At 71.4% G+C, this 19571-nt stretch carries 20 protein-coding genes; 11 read left to right on the forward strand and 9 right to left on the reverse strand.

Going from position 1 to position 19571, the window contains the following annotated elements; all coding sequences use genetic code 11:
* The first annotated feature begins 52 nt into the window (after nt 1-52).
* The 3 genes from AB0G74_RS06315 (at nt 53) to AB0G74_RS06325 (ending at nt 6255) form a co-directional block, all read left to right on the forward strand.
* Nucleotides 53-1783 carry a DUF11 domain-containing protein gene (locus AB0G74_RS06315; RefSeq protein ID WP_361141292.1) on the forward strand — a complete coding sequence of 577 codons (1731 nt, stop codon included), beginning with the start codon at nt 53-55 and terminating at the stop codon, nt 1781-1783.
* Complete coding sequence (locus tag AB0G74_RS06320) at nt 1780-3909, forward strand: hypothetical protein (RefSeq protein ID WP_361141294.1); 2130 nt, start codon at nt 1780-1782, stop codon at nt 3907-3909. The genes AB0G74_RS06315 and AB0G74_RS06320 overlap by 4 nt, the downstream gene beginning before the upstream one ends.
* A 258-nt stretch (nt 3910-4167) precedes the next feature.
* A complete protein-coding gene (locus AB0G74_RS06325; RefSeq protein WP_361141296.1) occupies nt 4168-6255 on the forward strand; it encodes a DUF11 domain-containing protein in 2088 nt (695 codons plus the stop codon).
* 152 nt (nt 6256-6407) lie between these two features.
* On the opposite strand, the gene AB0G74_RS06330 is transcribed toward AB0G74_RS06325, so the two are convergent.
* Together AB0G74_RS06330 and AB0G74_RS06335 are read right to left on the reverse strand one after the other, a co-directional pair.
* Nucleotides 6408-6770: a metalloregulator ArsR/SmtB family transcription factor gene (locus tag AB0G74_RS06330; protein ID WP_361141298.1), complete on the reverse strand. Its 363-nt coding sequence runs from the start codon at nt 6768-6770 to the stop codon at nt 6408-6410.
* Nucleotides 6771-6912: 142 nt separating this feature from the next.
* Complete coding sequence (locus AB0G74_RS06335; RefSeq protein ID WP_361141300.1) at nt 6913-7347, reverse strand: ATP-binding protein; 435 nt, start codon at nt 7345-7347, stop codon at nt 6913-6915.
* Between the two features lie 387 nt (nt 7348-7734).
* Here AB0G74_RS06335 and AB0G74_RS06340 point away from each other — a divergent pair, with 387 nt between their 5' ends.
* Both AB0G74_RS06340 and AB0G74_RS06345 read left to right on the forward strand, forming a co-directional pair.
* A complete protein-coding gene (locus tag AB0G74_RS06340) occupies nt 7735-8142 on the forward strand; it encodes a carboxymuconolactone decarboxylase family protein (RefSeq protein WP_358826711.1) in 408 nt (135 codons plus the stop codon).
* Between the two features lie 13 nt (nt 8143-8155).
* A complete protein-coding gene (locus AB0G74_RS06345; protein WP_361141303.1) occupies nt 8156-8368 on the forward strand; it encodes a hypothetical protein in 213 nt (70 codons plus the stop codon).
* 1 nt (nt 8369) lies between these two features.
* Here the strand turns inward: AB0G74_RS06345 and AB0G74_RS06350 are convergent, their stop codons facing one another.
* The 4 genes from AB0G74_RS06350 to AB0G74_RS06365 form a co-directional block, all read right to left on the reverse strand.
* Nucleotides 8370-8864 (reverse strand): MarR family winged helix-turn-helix transcriptional regulator, encoded by a 495-nt coding sequence (locus tag AB0G74_RS06350; protein WP_361141305.1) that lies wholly within the window; start codon nt 8862-8864, stop codon nt 8370-8372.
* A gap of 98 nt (nt 8865-8962) precedes the next feature.
* Nucleotides 8963-10369, reverse strand: coding sequence for a phosphatase PAP2 family protein (locus tag AB0G74_RS06355; RefSeq protein ID WP_361141356.1), 1407 nt, complete (start codon nt 10367-10369; stop codon nt 8963-8965).
* Between the two features lie 295 nt (nt 10370-10664).
* Nucleotides 10665-11084, reverse strand: a complete 420-nt coding sequence (locus tag AB0G74_RS06360; RefSeq protein WP_361141307.1) for a PIN domain nuclease — start codon at nt 11082-11084, stop codon at nt 10665-10667.
* Nucleotides 11084-11326, reverse strand: a complete 243-nt coding sequence (locus AB0G74_RS06365; protein WP_361141309.1) for a type II toxin-antitoxin system VapB family antitoxin — start codon at nt 11324-11326, stop codon at nt 11084-11086. The genes AB0G74_RS06360 and AB0G74_RS06365 overlap by 1 nt, the downstream gene beginning before the upstream one ends.
* Nucleotides 11327-11488: 162 nt before the next feature.
* On the opposite strand from AB0G74_RS06365, the gene AB0G74_RS06370 reads away from it, so the two are divergent.
* Complete coding sequence (locus tag AB0G74_RS06370) at nt 11489-12061, forward strand: hypothetical protein (protein ID WP_361141311.1); 573 nt, start codon at nt 11489-11491, stop codon at nt 12059-12061.
* 140 nt (nt 12062-12201) lie between these two features.
* Here AB0G74_RS06370 and AB0G74_RS06375 read toward each other — a convergent pair whose 3' ends face one another.
* Nucleotides 12202-12765, reverse strand: a complete 564-nt coding sequence (locus tag AB0G74_RS06375) for a flavoprotein (protein WP_361141313.1) — start codon at nt 12763-12765, stop codon at nt 12202-12204.
* A complete protein-coding gene (locus AB0G74_RS06380; RefSeq protein ID WP_361141315.1) occupies nt 12762-13982 on the reverse strand; it encodes a helix-turn-helix transcriptional regulator in 1221 nt (406 codons plus the stop codon). The genes AB0G74_RS06375 and AB0G74_RS06380 overlap by 4 nt, the downstream gene beginning before the upstream one ends.
* 315 nt (nt 13983-14297) lie before the next feature.
* On the opposite strand from AB0G74_RS06380, the gene AB0G74_RS06385 reads away from it, so the two are divergent.
* From AB0G74_RS06385 to AB0G74_RS06405, 5 genes are all read left to right on the forward strand, one after another.
* Nucleotides 14298-14468 (forward strand): hypothetical protein, encoded by a 171-nt coding sequence (locus AB0G74_RS06385; RefSeq protein ID WP_361141317.1) that lies wholly within the window; start codon nt 14298-14300, stop codon nt 14466-14468.
* 179 nt (nt 14469-14647) lie between these two features.
* A complete protein-coding gene (locus tag AB0G74_RS06390; protein WP_361141319.1) occupies nt 14648-14950 on the forward strand; it encodes a hypothetical protein in 303 nt (100 codons plus the stop codon).
* A 309-nt stretch (nt 14951-15259) separates the two neighbouring features.
* Nucleotides 15260-16357: a MerR family transcriptional regulator gene (locus tag AB0G74_RS06395; protein WP_361141321.1), complete on the forward strand. Its 1098-nt coding sequence runs from the start codon at nt 15260-15262 to the stop codon at nt 16355-16357.
* Between the two features lie 246 nt (nt 16358-16603).
* Nucleotides 16604-17881, forward strand: coding sequence for an ATP-binding protein (locus AB0G74_RS06400; protein ID WP_361141323.1), 1278 nt, complete (start codon nt 16604-16606; stop codon nt 17879-17881).
* 63 nt (nt 17882-17944) lie between these two features.
* On the forward strand, nt 17945-18571 hold the full coding sequence (locus tag AB0G74_RS06405; RefSeq protein ID WP_361141325.1) for an RloB family protein: 627 nt from the start codon (nt 17945-17947) through the stop codon (nt 18569-18571).
* Here AB0G74_RS06405 and AB0G74_RS06410 read toward each other — a convergent pair.
* Nucleotides 18559-19566, reverse strand: a complete 1008-nt coding sequence (locus AB0G74_RS06410; protein ID WP_361141327.1) for a hypothetical protein — start codon at nt 19564-19566, stop codon at nt 18559-18561. The two genes, AB0G74_RS06405 and AB0G74_RS06410, sit on opposite strands and share 13 nt — an antisense overlap.
* Between the last annotated feature and the right edge of the window lie 5 nt (nt 19567-19571).

The raw sequence follows: 19571 nt of genomic DNA on the forward strand, positions 1-19571 counted from the left end.
GGGAGGGTGCAGTCCGTGGACCAAGGACCGGTCAGCACGGAAGGCACCCCTCATGAGACGCATCCCCGGGCGACGGCCCGTACCGGGCGGTCGGCGCGGACGCGGTCTGGCCGCCGTCTGCTGCGCGCTGGGCGCGGGGCTCATCGCCCTGACCCCGTCGGTCGCCGCGAGCGCCACGAGCCCGGTGGGCCCGGCGGACCCCGGGGGAGCGACCGGTGCGGCGGGAGCGACCAGCGTGGCGGGCGTGGCGGGCGCGGCGGGGGTGACCGAGACCGCTGAGCCGGGCGGCACCGGTACGGCCCCGGCGGCGGCCGACGGGGCGTCACCCGGGAGCAACCGTACGGCCCGTGAGACAGGGCCCCGCTCCCCGGGGCGCGCCGATCTCGCCGTCCGCTGGGAACCGGTCGACACCCCCGCTTCCGGATCGGCGTCCGCCTCGGCCGGGCCCGGGGGAGTGTCCGCAGGCCCGGTCCCGGGCCCAGGCACGGCCGCCGGCACCATCAGGCCCGGCACCACCGGCACCGAGCCCGGTGCCCAGCCCGAAGCCGACGTCACCGTCACCGACCCCGGCGCCGACGTCACCGTCACCGGCCCCGGCGGTTCCGCCGCCGCCGGGGCGCCCGGCGCCCGGTCCGAGGCCACCGACCAGGGCGGCACCCCGGAGACCGCCGCCACGGAGAGCACCCCGTACACCTATCGCGTCTCGGTGGAGAACCACGGCCCCTCCCAGGCCGTGGACGTCGTCGTCACCGACCGGCTGCCCGACTCCCTGGTCTTCGTCTCGTCCTCCGACGGCTGTACGGCCGACGGGCAGAACATCACCTGCGGCCCGCTGGCCACCCTCGACGTCGGCGAGACCCATACCTGGCTGCTCACGGTCCGGCCCGCCGACGACTACACCGGCGACGGCTCCGACATCACCAATGTCGCCGTGGTCAGCTCCGACACCGAGGACCCCGACGAGGAGAACAACACCGCCACGCATACCGGTGTCCCGGTTACCCCCGGCACCGGGCGGGCCGACCTCGCCCTGACCAAGACCTCGGTACTGCCCCCGGGCCGTACCGACACCGTGCTGCCGGGCGACCGGTTCACCTATCGGATCACCGTCCGCAACAACGGGCCCGCGACGGCCGTCGGGGTCCGGGTCACCGACGCGCTCCCCGCCGTACTGGCCTTCGAGTCGTCGCCGGACGGCTGCGAGCCGTCCCCGGACGACGACCGTACGGTGCTCTGCCCGGTCCTGGACCGGCTCCCGGCCGGGGAGTCCGTCACGTACGAACTGCTGGTACGGGTCCGGGAGGACGCCGAACTACGCGGCGGCGGGGGCGGAGGCGGCGGCGACCACCACGGAGGCGGCGGCGACCACGGTGGCGACGACCCCGCCCACCAGCACCGGCGCTGCGAGATCGAGAACACGGCCTATGTCACCGCCGTGACCCGTGACCCCGTACCCGGGAACAACAACAACCGGCCCGGTACGACCGGCCCCGGCGGCGGACCCCTCTATCTGGAGCACCCGGACGACAACGGCCCGCAGAACCCGCACGAACCGCACCACCCGCACCATCCGCAGGAACCGAACCAGCCCCACGAACCGCAAGAACCCCACAAGCCGCATAAGCCGCATCAGCTCGCCCAGACCGGGCGGGAGATCCCCGGCTGGCTGCCCTGGTCCGCCGGGCTGACCCTGGCCACCGGCGGCGCCCTCGTCCTGCTCTCCCGCCGTCAGCTGCGCGCCCCCGGCCCGTCCGGCACCCCGGAGGAGGGCCCCCGGCCATGAGAAACCCCACGGCCCGGCCCCGTACAGCTCGGCTCCGTACGGCCCGGCCCCGTACGGTCCACCGCCCCACCCGCCGGTTCGGATCCGTACTCGCCCTCGCCCTGGCCGCCGTACTCGCCGCCCTGCTGCTCGCCCCGCCGCCGACCCACGCGGCGGCCCCGCGCGCCCTCAGCTTCCCCGTCCACGAACCCTTCGACGGACCGACCGGCAACCTCGGCAGCCTCACCGGTACCGCCAGCTATCAGAGCGGCGGCTGGCTCCGGCTGACCAGCGCCGCCACCCAGCAGGCGGGCGGCTGGGAGATGAACGACTCCTTCCCCACCAGCCTCGGGATCGTCGCCGAGTTCACCTACTCCACCTACGGCGGCACCACCTTCGACGGCAAACGCGGCGACGGCCTCACCTTCTTCCTCGCCGACGGCTCCGCGGCCAACGGCACGGGCGCCACCGGCGGCAGCCTCGGCTATGCCTGCGGCGGCGGCCCGCCCTGCAACCGGCCCGGTGTCCCGGGCGCCTTCCTCGGGATCGGCCTGGACGAGTTCGGCAACTTCTCGTCCAACGCCGTCGGCAACGGCGGCCCCGGCGGCCAGGCCAACCGGATCGTGCTGCGCGGCGGCGGCAACAACAACACCGGCTACCGCTTCGGCACCTCCGCCGCCGGACCCGGCGGCACCGTGGAGACCCAAGGCCGGGGCGACTACCGCACGGTCCGGGTCACGGTCACCCCCAGCGGCGGCCGGCTGATGGTCTCCATCTGGTCCGACACCGGACCCGGCACCGCGCTCAACCAGGTCATCAGCAACTACGACGTCTCCACCATCACCAATCAGCCGACTCTCCCCTCCTCCCTCAAGGTCGGCTTCTCGGGCAGTACCGGGCTCGCCACCAATATCCACGAGATCGGCGATCTGAAGATCAACGTCCCGGCGGACCTCTCCGTCACCAAGACCGGCAGCCCGGCCACCGCCCGCGCGGGCGACCCCGTCACCTACACCGTCACCGTCGCCAACAGCGGCGCCAACGACGTGATGGGCGCCCGGATGCTGGACAACGTCCCCGGTCTCACCGATGTCACCTGGACCTGTACGGCGGCCACCGGCAGTACCTGTATCCAGACCTCGGGCAGCGGGAACACCGTCCTCGGCGCGAGCAATCTGCCGCGCAACGGCTCCGTCACCTACACCATCCGGGGCCGGGCGTCCGCCGTCGCGGGGACCTATCTCAACACCGCGACCGTCTATCCGCCCGCCGACCGGACGGACACCAACTCGGCCAACGACAGCGCCTCCGCGACCACCACCGTCACCGCCCTCGCCGATGTCTCCGTCACCAAGACGGCCCTCGGCACCGGACCCGTCACCCCTGGTCAGACCTTTGACTACCGGGTGACGGCGAGCAACGCGGGCCCCTCCGGCACCAGCGCCGTCACCATCACCGACACCCTGCCCGCCGGGCTGACCTTCGTCTCGTCACCCGACGGCTGTACGGCGAGCGGACAGACCGTCACCTGCCCGGCGGCGGCGACCATGGCCGCGGGCGGCTCCCAGTCCTGGACCTTCCGCGTCAAACTCGCCGACACCTATACCGGGGACGGCACCGACCTCGGCAACCGGGCGACCGTGACACATGCCGTCGCCGACCCGAACCAGGCCAACAACACCAGCGGTACGGTCACCCCGCCCGGCGGTGTGACGGAGCCGCGGGCCGATCTGCGGACCGTCAAACAGCCCGTCACCTCCACCCCCGTCTCCCCCGGGCAGACCTTCGACTACCGGGTGACCGTCACCAACAACGGCCCGTCGGTGGCCCAGGGCGTCCGGATCTCCGACCCGCTCCCGGCCCAGCTCTCCTTCGTCTCGTCACCCGACGGCTGTACCGCGAGCGGCCAGGACATCAGCTGTGCCTCGGCCGCCCGGCTGGCCGTCGGGGCATCGGTGAGCTGGACGTTCCGGGTCCGGATCGATCCGGGGTACGAGGCCGACGGCACCGCCCTGCGGAACACCGCGACCGCGACGGCGACCACCCAGGACCCGGACACCACCAACAACAGCGGCACGGCGGGCGTCCCGGGCGGCCGGGTCACCCCGCCGACGGCCGATGTGACGCTCAGCAAACGAGCCGACTGAGCGGCCCGCGACCCGCCGCCCACCCCGGGGCGAGGCGGGAGCGCCACCCCCAGGACCCGGCCGGTCCGGTGACCCGGTGACCCCGGTCACCGGACCGGCCGTACCCCCGCCCGTCTCGACCCCCTTACGGGACCCCCCTTCCGGGACTCCGTCCCTCCCGACCGACCCCGACCCCGACCCCGAACCCCCGCCTCCGACGAACGGATCCGAAACGAGATGAGACCGAGCAGCAGACAAGGGCGGCGGCGCCCGAGATCCGTGGTGAGAGCCGCGGTCGCCGTCGTCCTGGCCGGAGCGGCCCTGCCCCTGGGGGCCGGGACCGCCGGCGCCGTGAACCTGGCCGCGCCCGCCCGGGTCGTGACCGAACTGGGCACCCTCGCCCCGGCGGCGCGGGCCGCCGCGACCCCGCCCGGCGGGCTGGTGACGTACACCCTGACCGCCCGGAACAACGGCCCGTCGGTGGCGCGTGACGTGGTGGCCACGGACACCCTGCCGGAGGGCCTGGAGTTCGTGTCGTCGGCGGACGGCTGTACGGCCGCCGGACTGACCGTGACCTGCGGTCCGGAGCCGGAACTGGTCGTCGGCGAGACCAAGACCTGGACGTTCGTCGTCCGGATCAGCCCCTCCTATCAGGGCGACGGCTCCGATCTGGGGAACACCGCCACCGGTACGTCCGAGGCCGTGGACCCCGACCCGGACAACAACAAGACCGATCCGGTGAGCCCGCCGGGACCGTTCGACCCGGTCTCCGACCTCAACACCCTGAAGACGGCGATCGGGACCGGCCCGACCACCCCGGGCGAGGAGTTCCAGTACCGGATCACGGTGGAGAACACCGGTCCGTCCGACGCCCGTAACGTCACCGCGACCGACAGCCTTCCGGCCGGTCTCTCCTTCGTCTCGTCCGGCGACCCGTGTACGGCCTCCGGCCAGCGCGTCACCTGCGGCCCGCGCGGGGTGCTGCCGCCAGGTGACACGGTCACCTGGACGTTCCGGGTCAAGCTCAGCGACTCGTACACCGGCGACGGCACCGATCTGCGGAACACCGCGACCGCCACGTCCGACTCGGAGGACCCCGACCCGACGGACAACACCTCGCCGCCGGTCCTGCCGCCCGGCGGGGTGACGGAGCCGCAGGCCGATATCTGGGTCACCAAACGGCCGACCACGGATACCGTCATCGCGCCCGGTGAGACCTTCCAGTACGCGGTCACCGTCACCAACGACGGCCCGTCGCGCGCGGTCGGCGTCACCGCCACCGACACCCTCCCGGGGCCGCTGGCCTTCGTCTCGTCGGCGGACGGCTGCACCGCCACCAGGCAGAACGTGAGCTGCGGCCCGCAGCCGACGCTCGCCCCCGGCGCGTCGAGGACCTGGCGCTTCACGGTCCGGCTCGACCCGAACTACCGGGGCGACGGCACCGACATCCAGAACGTGGCCGTGGTGGACTCCGACACCGCCGACCCGGTGCCCGGGAACAACACCAGCCCGCCCGCCGGACTGCCCGGCAGTACGGTCAACCAGCCGTACGCGGACCTCTCCGTCACCAAGGAGCCCGTCGGCACCACGTCACCGATCCCCGGGCAGCGGTTCGACTACCGGATCACGGTGACGAACAACGGCCCGTCGGCGGACGCGTTCAACGTCCGGCTCTCCGACGACCTGCCCGCCGGGCTGACGTACGTCTCGTCGTCACCCGCCGGATGCACGGTCTCCGGCCAGGCCGTGTCCTGCCGCCGGACCGCCCCGCTGGGGGTCGGCGAAACGGTCGAGTACATCCTCACGGTCCGGGTCGACCCGGCGTACAAGGGCGACGGCAGCGATCTGCTGAACACCGCCCGGGTCACCGCCGACAACATCGACCCGGCGAGCGAGAACGACACCGACACGGCCACCGTCCCCGGCGGTACGGTCGCCCAGCCGTCGGCGGACCTCGGGATCGTCAAGCGGCCCGTCACCTCGACCCCGGTCGCACCGGGCGAGACCTTCGAGTACCAGGTGACGGTCACCAACAACGGCCCGTCGCAGGCGGAGGACATCGAGGTCAGGGACGTCCTGCCGACCGCCCTCACCTTCGTCTCCTCCGACGACGACTGCCTGTCGGAGGACGCGGTGGTCTGCGGCCCGCTGCCGACCCTCGCCCCCGGCGCGTCCGTGACCTGGGTCTTCCGGGTCAAGCTGGCGCCGGACTACACGGGCGACGGCTCGGACATCCGGAACACGGCGACCGTCGACGCGACGACCCGCGACCCGGTGGCGGGCAACAACAGCAGTACGACGGGTACGCCGGGCGGCACGGTCAAACGGCCGACGGCGGACCTCCAGATCACGAAGAAGACCCCGTGACCTGGAGCTCATGACCCGGGCTCGATGAGCCGGCCGGGGGCCCGTACCGCCGTGACGGTGGTACGGGCCCCCTGGCTCGCGCGCTCCGGTCGGCCTGCGGTCTCCGGACCGGGCCCGGTGGCGGGCCGGGCCCCTCGCGGCTCACTCGTGGTTCACTCCCGGGGACGTAGGGGACGTACCGGACCGTCGTCCCGGGCCCGCAGATCCTCCAGCAGCCGGGCCTGCCCGGCCAGTACCCCGGTCAGGATCGTCCTGGCGACCCGGAGGAGTTCGGCGACCTCGGGGCTGGCCAGGGCGTAGATCACGGTCGAGCCCTCGCGCCGGGTGACCACGAGCCTGGCCCGGCGCAGTACGGCGAGCTGCTGGGAGAGGGCGGCGGCCTCCACCCCGATCTCCGGGAGCAGTTCGGAGACCGCGTGCTCCCGCTCGCTCAGCAGTTCGAGTACGCGGATCCGGACCGGGTGGCCCAGGGTTTTGAAGAACTCCGCTTTGAGCTGGTACAGCGGTGTACTCATCGGACCGGCCCCGCCGGACGTGTACGCATGTCGGATCGCGACCCCTGTGAACTCTTCGCCATGCGCTCATCATCGGGCATGGCCCCGCCCGGCGGGCGGGGCGGCGGCCCGAAGCCGCCGGGACGGGGCCGGAAACCCGAGGTCAGAGCGGCAGATCGATCCAGACGGTCTTGCCGTCGTGCTCGGTATCGGTCAGGACGGACGCCGTACCGCCGAGGTCTTGGACCAGCTCCAGCACGGTCGCCAGACCGCCGCCGGGCCCGGTCCGCTCCGCCGACAGCACGGGCCGGTCCGGATGGCGGTCGTGGACCCCGAGGGCGAGGGCCGACGGGCTCGCGCCGAGGACGACGGTGACCGAGGGGGAGAGTTCGGCGGCGTGCCGGACGCTGTTGGTGACCAGCTCGGCGAGGATCAGCAGCGCCGTGTCCGCGACCCGGTGCCGGGGCTGTATCCCCCACTCCCGCAGGGCCTGTTCGGCGTTCTCGCGGGCGACCCGGACGGAGGGCCCTGTGGCGGGGAGAGTGAGCACGAGGCGGCGGGGCAGCACGCGGAGGGCGTCGAGACCGGGGAGCGCCACGGTGTTCGCGCCCCCTCGTCCGTCCGGGCCCCGGCCCGGGGCGTAGGCGGCCGGGCCCGCGGCTACCTGCGGACCCGGCCGATTCGACGCCCCAGCATCCTGCTAATTGCAGAATTTTGCAATTCGGCAGTCCGCCGGTCCCGCCCGGTGGCCGGGAACGAGGGCCCGGGACGACTCCTCGTACGTAGGCCCGGGACGAGTGCCCGGGCCGGTCCGGGACGAGCGCCGGGGGCGGTCCGGGATGACGGTCCGGGGAGGCCGGACCGCGTACGGTCACCGCGCGGTGACGCGTACCCGAAACGGGTCTAGGCTGGGAAACGAGGGCCCGGCGCGGCCCGGAACCGGGTGTGTCAGGGCCCTGCGATCAGCCACAGGAGGCGACGCGCCATGACCACCCCCACGGTCAACCGGGGTGAGATCGAGGCCGAGATCAAGGAGGCCCTGGGACTCGTCCCGCACTTCTTCTCCCGGATCCCCACCGAACTCCTCGGCCCGGAATGGGAGATCTTCAAGCGGCTCGAACTCGGCGAGACGCTCATCCCCAACAAGTACAAGGAACTCATGGGCGTGGCCATCCACGCCGAGACCAAGTGCCGCTACTGCACCCTCTTCCACACCGAGGCCGCCAAACTCTTCGGCGCCACGGACGAGGAGATCCAGGAAGCGGTCCACTACGCGAAGGCGTCCCTCGGCTGGAGCGCCTACCTCAACGGCATGCAGGAGGACTACGACTCCTTCGCCGCCGAACTCGCCGAGGTCGCCGCCTATGTCAGGGCCAAGGAGGACACGTCCTGACGGGGCGCGCCCGATGGAACTGGAACGTATCCGCCCCACCGTTCTGCGGATCACCCTCCACGCCTACGAGCTGGCCGCCCTCACCGCCGCCGCCCGCTATGTCGCGGAGACGGCCCCCGCGGAAATCCCGCCCGAGGCACTGGACCAGCTCCGGGACCTGCTCGCCGAGTACGACGCCGGGGTACGCGGCCTCGACGGCCCGCCCCGGGCCGGGCCGGATCCGTGACTCAGCGACGCCCGGCGTCCTCCACATTGGCCACCATGCGGCGCAGTACCTTGAGAGCGGCCACGTACTCCTCGTCGTCGATCCCCTGGTGGACCACGGCCCGCACCTCGGTCACCAGCTCGCGCAGCCGCGCCCTGGCCGCCTCCCCGGCGTCGGTGAGCGCCAGCGCCTCGCCGTCGGGGAGCGGGCGCAGCCAGCCCCGGTGGAGCAGTTGGTCGACGGTTCTGGCTATCTCGTACGGCCCGTCGGCGAGCGGAGTCAGCTCGGCGACGACCTCGGCCGCGGCGGGTGGCGTGGGGCGGCCGTGGACGAGGTTCAACACCCAGTACTGGGGCTGGGTGACGTCCGTCCTCGCCATGGCGTCCCGCAGATGGCGGGTGACGGTCGCGTGCGCGAGCCCGGTCCAGTAGCCCACGGGCTGGCTGGCCAGCATGTCGTCGGTGGCGGCGGGGTTCGCGGGCGCCTGGTCGGTGAGGTTTCCCTTCGGCGATTGCATGATCGTGACGTTATCCGGCATCCGCCGCCGGTGCGGGGCCCTGTGGACAACGCGAAGCGCCGCCCCCGTGATGTCGGGGGCGGCGCCTCGGGTGCGGGTCAGACGAGTTCGGCCTCGGCCTCCGGCTCGGAGTCGGGCTTCCGCTTCGACGCGGACTTCGACTCGGCCTCGGCCGCGGTCGCGGTGTTGATTTCGGGCTCGGTCCTCGGGCCCGGGACCACGGCGGTCCCGGTCCCGTCCCCGGCCTCGGTCTCCTTCGCGGCCTTCGCCTCGGCGTCCCGATCCCAGCGCCTGGTGAGCCGTACATAGGCGTAGATCACCGAGGCCATCGACAGCAGCGTCAGCGGCCCGAACACCCACGGGTGGTCGCCCATCGGGACGGACAGGAAGCGGTACGACACCAGGAGCGCGGCGAAGACGGCGGTGCCGTACACCACGAACTGGACGACCTGGCGGTTCCAGCCCCGGTCCAGGGCGCGCATACCCGCCTCGATGGTGAGGGTGAAGACGACACCGGCGACCAGGTCGAGACCGTAGTGGTAGCCGAAGCCGAGGGTCGCGGCGAGCGTCGCGATCAGCCAGATCGTGCCCGCCCAGCGCAGCGGGCGAGGGCTCCGGCGGGTGTGGATGTAGATCGCGGTGGCCCAGGCGGTGTGCAGACTGGGCATGCAGTTGCGCGGGGTGATCTCGTCGAACGGGATCGGCGCCGGGGTGCCGATCGACGGCAGCGTCTCCGGCCAGACGTTGGCCGCGGCGAAGGCGCCGCCCTCGACGCCGTACGCGTAGATCGGCCCGACCACCGGGAAGATCATGTAGATGCCCGGCCCGAGCAGCCCGATCACCAGGAACGTGCGGACCAGGTGGTGTCCGGGGAACCGGCCGTCCCGGTTGACGTGGCGGAGCTGGTAGAGCGCGGCACAGACCGCGGCGACCGCGAGCTGGACGTAGACCCAGTCCAGGACGTTGTGCCCGACGGACCCGGTCGCCTCGACCATCCGGCCCACCACCCACGACGGGCTGCCGAGCGCCTGGTCGGCGACGACCAGATACGGGTCCAGCACCTCGGGTTTGGTCTTCGAGGTGATCAGCAGCCAGGCGTCACCGGTCTTCCGCCCGGTCACCAGCAGCAGCCCCAGCCCGACACCCTTCAGCATCAGGATCCGCTCGGCCCCGGTCCGGCGCGTGATCGCCAGCACGGCGACCCCGATGATCACCCAGAGGGCGCCGTTGCCGTACCCCTGGGCGGCGCCGAACGGCAGCCGTACGAGCGCGAAGACAACATCGATCCCGACGGCGACGGAGAAGGCGATGGCCCGCTGCCGCCAGCTGAGGACGACCATCATCAGCGCCATGCTGGCGTACAGCAGGGGCCCCGACACGGGCCGGAAGATCGCCTCGCGCCACTGCGTGGTGATGGGCCCGGGGGCGCCGTGATGACGCGCGGCGATCTCCAGCGCGATCACGAATCCGAGAGCGATGGCACCCGCCGCGGCCCACAGGAGTATCTGGGGTCGGCGCCAACCCGCGGGCGTCGTTCCGTTATGTATTCGTATCAATTTTCCGGCCGATGTCTTCGAGTCTGGTGGGGTGAAGAGTCGCCCTTCGCGCTCGATGGCACGTATTCCGGTGAAGGACGGATGGGCAGGCGATGCTGGTAGCCCGATCATGTTATCGAAGCGGCGTGGGGGTGTTTTTCCCGTTACAGACGGTGTGTACGGGTTCGGGATTCCGCTTCCCGGGGCACCGCCGCGCGGCGACGGCGGCGAGGCTACCCGGTGGCCGCCTGCCCGCCGCCCGTCTTCAGCGGTCGGCGGTGCCGGGCGGTACGACCCATTCGGCGGGCTGGCCGGTGATGGAGGCGATCATGTCGAAATCGCTGTCGTAGTGGAGAACGGTCCGCCGGTTCAGTTCGGCCGTCGCCGCGATCAGCAGATCGGCGAGGGAGAGGGCCCGGTGGAATCCCGCGTTGAGCGCGTGGCGCTGGACTTCGAGGGCGCGGGTGAAGGCGTCGTCCCCGGTGGGGAGATAGTCGAAGGCGTGCAGCCAGGTACTGATCCGGAGGGCCTCGGCGCTGTCCCGCGCGGAGTGGACCATCTCGTACTCGGTCGGTCGGCATACGGCGAGCAGATACCGCTCGTGCAGTGGCTTCAGTACTTCTTTGACATCGGGTTTCGTCCAGCGGGCCAACGCGGACTTGTCGATCAGATACGCGTTCCGCATCAGGCGGCGCGACCTCCGTCGCGCTTCAGGGAGCCGTCGGGGTGCCGGGGCCCGGTGCTCTCCACGATCTCGCTGAAGTCGAGGTCGCCGGCGTCCATGGCGTCGAAGAACTCCTGCCGGAGATGGCGCTTGACGGCGTCCTCCATGGCGAGACGTACGGCCTTCGCCTTGGTTTTGGTCCCGAAGATCCGCATGGCTTCGGCGACCATGTCCTCATCGAGGTCGATGACTGTTCTGGCCATGTGGACGACTCCTCCCGAGCGCCGACTGTCTACCTGGAAACGATATCACTGACGCGCTGAAATCGATATCGTTCTGTGGGCGGTGGCGATGCCCGCCGGGCGGGGACGGTCGCCCGCTCCCACGGGCGCAGGGATGTCGGACCCCTCGGCTATCTTCACCGCATGTCTCTCACCGTCGGGCAATTGACCGGCTACGTGGACCGGGATCTGGACGGCGACCTGGCGCGCTGGTTCCCCGACCTGCCGCGAGTCTCCGTCCCCGCGTCGACCCGCCCGGTCGCCCCCTTCCTCGCCGGGCTGCCGCCCGCCGCCGCGACCGCCCTGGCCGGGTACGACCGCCGGGTCCGGGCCGGGACGCTGCCGGAGTGCCTGGACATCCACGACTGGTCGTACGCCTTCGAGTTCGCGGCCAACGACTGCCGGATCCTCGACTCCGACTACGAGACGGAGCTGTCCGACGACGACGTCTGGTCCATCGGCGCGGACGGCGGAGGCAACTACTACGTGGTCCTTGCCGACGGTCGGGTCGCGGTGTGGTTCCACGAGGAGGAGGTGATCGAGACCGGTACGCAGTTCGACAACCTCGACGTCTTCCTGTGGTCGGTCGTCCGCTACCACGCGATACGCGCGGGAGCCCTCGAACTGTCCGAGGTCGAGGCGGACTTCCACGCACTCGGCCAGCCCGGCGCCCTGGCGGAGAGCGTCGGCCTCCTCGCGAACCTGCCGTCCCGCTGACTCGCGGCGCGGCGCCGAGGGGCGGTGCGGTGACGGGAGTTCACGCGTCCGCCCGGTAGTCGGCGAGCATCTCGCCGGGCCAGGCGGGTTGGTGGACGGTGCCCGACCATGGCACGGCTCGGAACCCCTGGTGCCCTGGGCTACGCGTGGTCGTGCCGCGCCTTGCCCTGAAGGGCGTCGGCGGCGGCCGCGAGGGCGGTGTGCCAGGGGAACGAGATGGGATCGCCGTGCTTGGGCGGGTGGGGCTGGTAGCCGTGGGTCCCGTCGAGATAGATCACGCCTTGGGCGCGCAGATCGGTGATGCTGCGAGTGACGGCCGGCTGCCGGGCCTGGGCCTGGTTGAAGTAGGGCATCGCCACAACGGGGACGCCCATGTTGACACCTTCGGAAACGAGCCCGATGGCGAGGGTGTCGGCGATTCCCGCCCCCCACTTGTTGAGGCTGGTGCAGCTCAGGGGCGCGACGAGCATGGCGTCGGCCGGGGGCAGGGCGTCCTTGTCGCCCGGGAGTTTGTACTGGGACCGTACGGGGTGGCCGGTCAGCTCGGTGAGTTCGCCGATCCGGTCCTGCCACCAGCTGGCGGCGGACGGGGTCAGGACGAGACAGACATCCCAGTCCGCCTCCCGGGCGGCGCGTACGCCGTGGTCGATGTACTGGGTGGCCCCTGCGGCACAGGCGATGAGGTAGAGGACAGGCGTCGTCATGCCCGCAGTCCACAGCGTCCGGCGAGCGCCCGCAACCGGCTGTCGGGGATCGCGGTAACCCTGAGAGTGTCCTTGACGAGGGCGGTGTTGCGGGGACGGCGTTCGACTTCCTCGGGTGCGAGTGCATGGGCCAGCAGTAGTTCGTCCGCGGCCTGTTCTTTTTGCCGTGTGAGGAGCCCGGCGTGGGCCTTGGACAGGTGGAACCTGGCCCGTCTTTCCGGCTTGAGCGTGCTGATCGACTCGGGGGTGAGCGCCTTGGCGGCTTCGAGTGCCGACCAGCCGTCCTCGAAGCGGACCAGCATGTCCACTCGGTGGAGGGTCACATTGGTGCGCCCGAACATCGTCCAGTCCTCGTTGAGGTCCGCTCCTTGCCGTCGCGCTACTTCGGCGGCCTCGTCGATGAATCCGGAGGCGGTGCGGACGTGATCGATCGTGCGTTCCCGGGACGATACGGCGAGCGCGGCGGACAGATACAACATGCCGAGCGTCGACAAGCCGACAGCACCTCGGCCCGGAAGCTCGGAGGCGAGCCGCCGGGCGTAGCCGGATGCGAAATCCGCCGCTGTTTCCGGGCGGTTCTGGTAGACGAGACTCTTGGCCACACGGCGTGCGGCGGCTCCGACCTGCACCGGATCGCCCGACAGCTCTGCCGAGTTCAGAGCCCGATCAGCGGCGAGGGCCGCCGGAGTGGCGGTGGGCGGGCCGTACTTGTGCAGATAGGACGTCGTGAGCTGGTACACCCGCGACAGCAGTGCCCTAGCTGCGGCGCCACGGTTGGCAGGGGAGTCGTACACGAGCTGCTCTGCCCCCCGGATCAAGCCGGGCAACTCCCGGCCGAGGGACGTGTAGTGGCATGCCTGGAACGCTTCACAGCAGTAGACAAGCCTGCGTCGAAGACCGGCCATCGGGGGAACCGGTACATCGCTTCCGGTTCCGGCGAGGTGGAGTGCGTCGAGCACACGGAGGACCTCCGGCGGGGTCGTCATGTCGGGGGTGGGCGCGGGCCTGTTGTCGGACAGGAGGTACTCCAAGGGCACACGCAGCACCTCGGCCGCGCGCAGGAGAACGGAAAGGCGTGGGTCGTTCTGTCGCTTGCCGCCTTCGATGTCCTGGACCCAACGCTTGGCCTGGCCCATGAGACGGCCGAAGTCGGTTTGCGTCAGCCCTCGGCGCTCTCGCCAATAGGCGATCCGGCGGCCGATGCGTCCAGCCTCCATGGCGGCTCCTAGCGCAGGGCACGCACAGTGCGTGCCTCCATCCGTTGTAGCCCAGATTACGGTGCGTTCGCAGTCGATCGCCGAGAGTGGAAGCGGGAGCGCCGTAATGACGGATCAGCAGGTAAGGGCACGCTTGTGTGCTGTATGTGGTGAGCCGGGAGCCGACGCCTGTATCCGGATGGCTTCGGGGGCGCCTGGTGAGCGGCGGCGGCCGGTGTTCGGGCATGCGGAGTGTGCGCGGGGGCGGGGGATCGTTCCGTTGTACCGGCTCGTCCTCGTGGGCGGTGTGCGGTGAGTGACGTCTGCGGTCCGGTGTTGGGTGGGTTTCCGGAGTACTGCGTGTACTGCGAGCGGTTGGTGGAGCGGACCGAGGAGACCCTGCTGATGCTGGGGTTCTCCGCGTCCGGGTCGCGGCCCTCGTTGTACGCGCATCCGGAGTGCCCCAAGCCGCGTATGCGGGCGCCGGTCCGGCCCCGGCGGGCCTGATAGCTCCCGGGTTCGGTGGCCCCACGCCCCGGGCCCGGGAACGGGTCCCGGCTCCGTACAACCCATCCCCCGCGGCACGGAGCCGGGACCACCCACACAAAACCAAGACGCCCCGACCGACCGTTCGCAGCGGTCCATCGGGGCTCAACCGACCAGCCATACAGGAGCTGACCTGTCGTATGCGCGACCTTATCCTCAGCCTGATTACCCTCGTGCGGGCTTTACTCAAGCCGCGCCGGAACCCTCCCACCGTGATCCTGGTGGTCCGGCCTCCGGTCGATCCATGGGTCCGGCCCTGGACCAGCCCCTCCCAGGACGAAGCCCGCGACATCCTCCGGGCCCGGGCCACCGCCACCCGCACCGGCACCCCCGCCCCACCCCACGCCCGCAGGCTCATCGTCGCCCGCCACGGGCTCCACTTCGAACAGCCCGTCGCCGTACGAGCCGCACGCCCCGGACCCGCCTGGACGTGGATCCGGTGACCCGCGACGGACTCCTCACCGAACCACCACCCGCACCCGACACCGCGAGGTGTCACAGCTGTGGGCGTACGACAACCGTGCCCGTCGAGGTCCACCCGGGGCGCGTCACCTGCCCCGAACACATCCTCGGCGACCGTTCCCGAGGGCTGGTCCTGTGCTCCGGGGCGGACGTTCGGTGACCAGGGGTCGGTCGAGCACGGTCGGTGCGCCTCGTATTCCGTAGGGAATTCCTCGCCGGTTGACGCGACATGCCGACCGGGACCGGGGCCCCTTGACCCTCACGTCACGTGATACCGCATCGTCGGTCGTATGGCGGAAGAGCTGACCGTGGGGCGCGTGGCGGAGCTGGCCGGGGTGAGTGTCCGTACCTTGCACCACTACGACGAGATCGGGCTCGTCCGGCCGTCCGCGCGGACCCCGGCCGGGTACCGGGCCTATTCGGCGGACGACGTGGCGCGGCTGCGGGCGGTGCTGGGCTTCCGGCGGCTGGGGTTCGGGCTGCGGGAGATCGCGGATCTGGTCGACGACCCGGGCACGGACCCCGTCGCCCGGCTGCGGCGGCTGCGCGGGCTGCTGCTGGAGCGGCGCGACCAAGCCGCCGCCATGGTGGCGGCGGTCGACAGGGAGTTGGAGGCACGGGTGACGGAGAGCGGAGCGATATCGTCCGGCGGGCGGCTGTACGACCTGATCGGGGCGGCCTATCCGGCGACCCGGCGGACCGAGCCGAGGATCGCCGCCCAGGTCTGGGCCGCCCTCGGGGACGCGCGGACCGTACTGAACGTGGGGGCCGGGACCGGTTCCTACGAACCCCCGGACCGTGAGGTGACCGCCGTGGAGCCGTCCGCCGTGATGCGGGCGCGGCGGCCCCCGGGCGCCGCGCCCTGCGTGGCCGCCGACGCGGAGCGGCTGCCGTTCGAGGACCGGTCCTTCGACGCCGCCATGGCCTTCAGCACCGTGCACCACTGGCGCGACCCGCTCGCCGGGCTGCGCGAGCTGCGCCGGGTCGCCCGGCGTGTGGTGGTGTTCACCCACGAGACCGGCGACCCCGGCTGGCGGCACCGGTTCTGGCTGAGCCGCGACTATCTCCCCGAGGTCGCCGGACTGGTCGCCGGACGCCCTCCGCTGGACCGGCTGGTCCGGGAGATCGGCGGGCGTACGGAGCCCGTACTGATCCCCTGGGACTGCGCCGACGGCTTCTTCGAGGCCCACTGGCGGCGGCCCGAGGCGTATCTGGACGAGGAGGTCCGGCGCGCGGTCTCGGTCTGGACCCGGGTCGGGCCGGCCGCCGAACGGCGCGCGGTGGACGCGCTCCGGGCCGATCTCGACTCCGGCCGGTGGGCCGAACGCAACCCCGAACTCGCCGGTCTGGACGCGGCGGAACTCGGCCTCCGGCTGATCGTGGCCTGAGCGGGGCTCGGCCCCTGCCGCCGCGCCCCGGGCCGTACGGGACTGTTCGTCCGTTCCGGATCATCCGCTCCGAACATATTCGCGGCCCTGCCGTCCGCCTGATCCGCTTTACGGTCGACCCTTCGCCCCCTAGCCTGAGTGGCGACCTATCTTGCAATTCACTTGTTCACAAGGCGAGTTGGTGGGCCGAATGGAGGAGGCGGATAGCTTGTGTTGATCAATTTCAGGGTCGCGAACTACCGATCGTTGAAAGAGCCGCAGGAGCTGGACCTCCGCCCCGTCTACCGGGACGGCACCGCCCCGCTCAATGTCTCCGCCGTCTACGGGGCGAACGCGTCCGGGAAGTCCAATGTCTTACGCGCCCTGGAGTTCCTGCACGACGCGGTGACCGACCAGGGCGGCTGGAACCGGCGGGGGAGGATCCGCCTCACGCCCTTCCTGCTGGACCAGGAATCCGCTCGGCAGCCGACCTCCTTCGCCGTCGAGCTGGACATCGAAGGGGTCCGGTACGCCTACGGGTTCTCCGCGACCGCCGAGCGCGTCACCGAGGAATGGCTGCACGCCTTCCCCAAGAAGAAGAAGCGGGTCCTCTTCGAGCGGGACTCCGAGCGGGGCGATGGCGAGTACTACTTCGGGCCCAGTTTCGCCTCCGCCCGGGCCGAGGTGGTCAAGGAGATCACCCCGGTCACCGGTCTCTACATCTCCACATCCGCCAAGGCCAACAACGCCGAATCCCAAGCCGTCCACGACTGGTTCGCCCGGCGGCTCTGGTTCGCGGACGACACGGAGAGCAGCCGGTCGACCCAGCGCCGCAACACCATCGCGCTGCTCCGCGACGAGGTGCGGCGGGGCCGGGTCGAGAAGCTGATCGCGGCGGCCGATCTGGGGATCAGCGAGACCCGGGTGGAGGACTTCGAGATCGAGTTCCGCGAGGATCCCGACCGTACGGAGCCCAGTACCGCCTTCCGGGTCTCCCATCGGAACGGAAAGGCCACGGTCCACTACCGGGGTACGCGCCCCGAGCTTCCGCACCAGCTCAGGACCCTGATCGAAACGGAATCGGCGCTGGCCTTCCGGCACCGGGGCGCGGCGGAGCACGACTTCACGCTCGACCAGGAGTCCCGGGGCACCCGGACCTGGTTCGACATCTCCGGCATGGTCGTCAGGGCTCTCGACGAGGGGAACACCCTGGTCGTCGACGAACTGGACACCAGCCTTCACCCCCTTCTCCTGGCCCAGATGATCAAGCTGTTCCAGCGGCCGGACTCCAACCCCCGCAACGCCCAGCTGATCTTCACCACCCATGACGCGTCCCTGATGGGCCGCAACCGGGGTGAGGAACTGCTGCGCCGGGACGAGATCTGGTTCACCCAGAAGAACCCCGACACGGGAAGTACGGAGCTGTATCCGCTGACGGACTTCAAACCGAGGGAGGGGTTGAACTGGGAGAAGCGCTATCTGGGGGGATCCGTGGGCGGAGTTCCCTACCTCAGTGAGAACGGTTTCGAGGCAGCTTTCTCCTGAGGGTCCGACGTCCAGAAGACTGTCCGCCCGCCGGGCCCGGCGGGGTGCACCAGGGGAGGGTGCGTGGCTTCTCGTTTCCGTACGACCAGATCACAGGGGCGCAGGCCGAACACGGCGAAGAGGGAGATCAAGAAACGTCTGCTGGTCGTCTGCGGGGGCCGGAGAACCGAGAAGGACTACTTCGAGGCGTTACGCGACCACTTACGTGCCGCGAATGTCACGGTCAAGGTGAAGACCGACCCCCGGTCACCCCTCCATGTCGTCCGCACCGCGGCCGATCTCTTCGAGAAGGCCCCGGACGACTTCGACGAGTGCTGGGCCGTCTTCGACGTCGACAGTTTCGACGTACGTCAGTGCATCACCGAGGCGGACCGGAGACAGGTCCGCCTCGCCATATCCAACCCCTGCTTCGAGTACTGGCTGCTGCTGCACTTCTGCGATCACGCCGGCCATCTGCCCGAGTACCGTTCCGTGAAGGAACGGCTGAAGCCCCATCTCCCCGCCTACGACAAGACGGGTATCCGGATCGCCGACTATCTGGGCGGCGTGGACCGGGCGATCGAGTGCGCGAGGAAACGCGACGAACACCAGCCGCCGCCGGGGGAGAACCCCAATACCGCCGTCTGGCGCATCGTCTCCCAGCTGGTTCCGGCGCCGGTGTCCCTGCCGTCGCCGCGTCAGGGGGAGTGATCCGGGCCCCGGCGGGTGAGGGACGCCGGGTGGACCGCCGACGGGCCGAAGCGGGTGCGGGCGCGGTCCGCGGCGGCCTCCAGGCGGCGGGCGCGGTCGTCCGAGGGGTCGAAGGTGAGCTGGTGGGTGGCGTGTGACTCGGTGGTGACACGGTCCGCGCGGAGTGTGACAGTACGGACCCGGGCGCGCTGGAGGGCCAACGTCGCGTGGAGGCGGTACGCCTCGTCGGCCAGCGCCCGGGAGTGCGCGGTCGGTTCGGGGAGCGTACGGGTGCGGACCGTCGTCGTGCCGTCCGCGTAGCCGACCGTCAGGGTGAGAGCGGCCGCCGCGCGGTGGTCGCGGCGCAGCCGCCAGCCCAGCTCCTCCGCGCAGCCGAGGATCGCCCGGCGGTGGTGGTCCGGGTCGAGTTCGTCGCGGGGGAACTCCCGGGTCGCCGCCACCGTTTCGGGTGGCGCGGCGGGGACGACCCGGGTGGGGTCGGTGCCCCGGGCGTACTCGCCGAGGCGGCGGGCCGCCGGGCCGCCGAGGATCCGCTGGAGGGTCGCGGCCGGGGTGTCCCGGACCGCGCCGACCGTCGTCAGGCCGTACGGCGCGAGGGTGCGTACCGTCGCCGGGCCCACCCCGGGGAGCACCGCCACCGGCAGCGGCGCCAGATACGCCGCGATCTCCGCCGGGTCCTCCGGCGCGCAGCGGATCGTGCCCGGCGGGCCGGACTGGGCCGCGATCCTGGCCAGCAGCGGATTGGGGCCGACGCCGATCGTGCAGTCCACGCCGTGGACCGCCGCGATCCGCAGCCGGACCAGCGCCGCGAGATCGCGGGCGTCGCGGTCGAAGTACCGCCGGGCCCCGGCGACATCGGCCAGCAGCGCGTCTGGTGGCAGCGGCTGCGTCATGGGGGAGATCCCGCCGACCAGGCCGACCAGCCGCCGGAACACGGCCTCGGTGTCGCCGAGTTCGGCGACCGCCCGCAGTCCGAAGTGCACATAGAGGATCATCGCCG

It is taken from the genome of Streptomyces sp. NPDC020875 (assembly GCF_040641415.1).
Classification (GTDB): domain Bacteria; phylum Actinomycetota; class Actinomycetes; order Streptomycetales; family Streptomycetaceae; genus Streptomyces.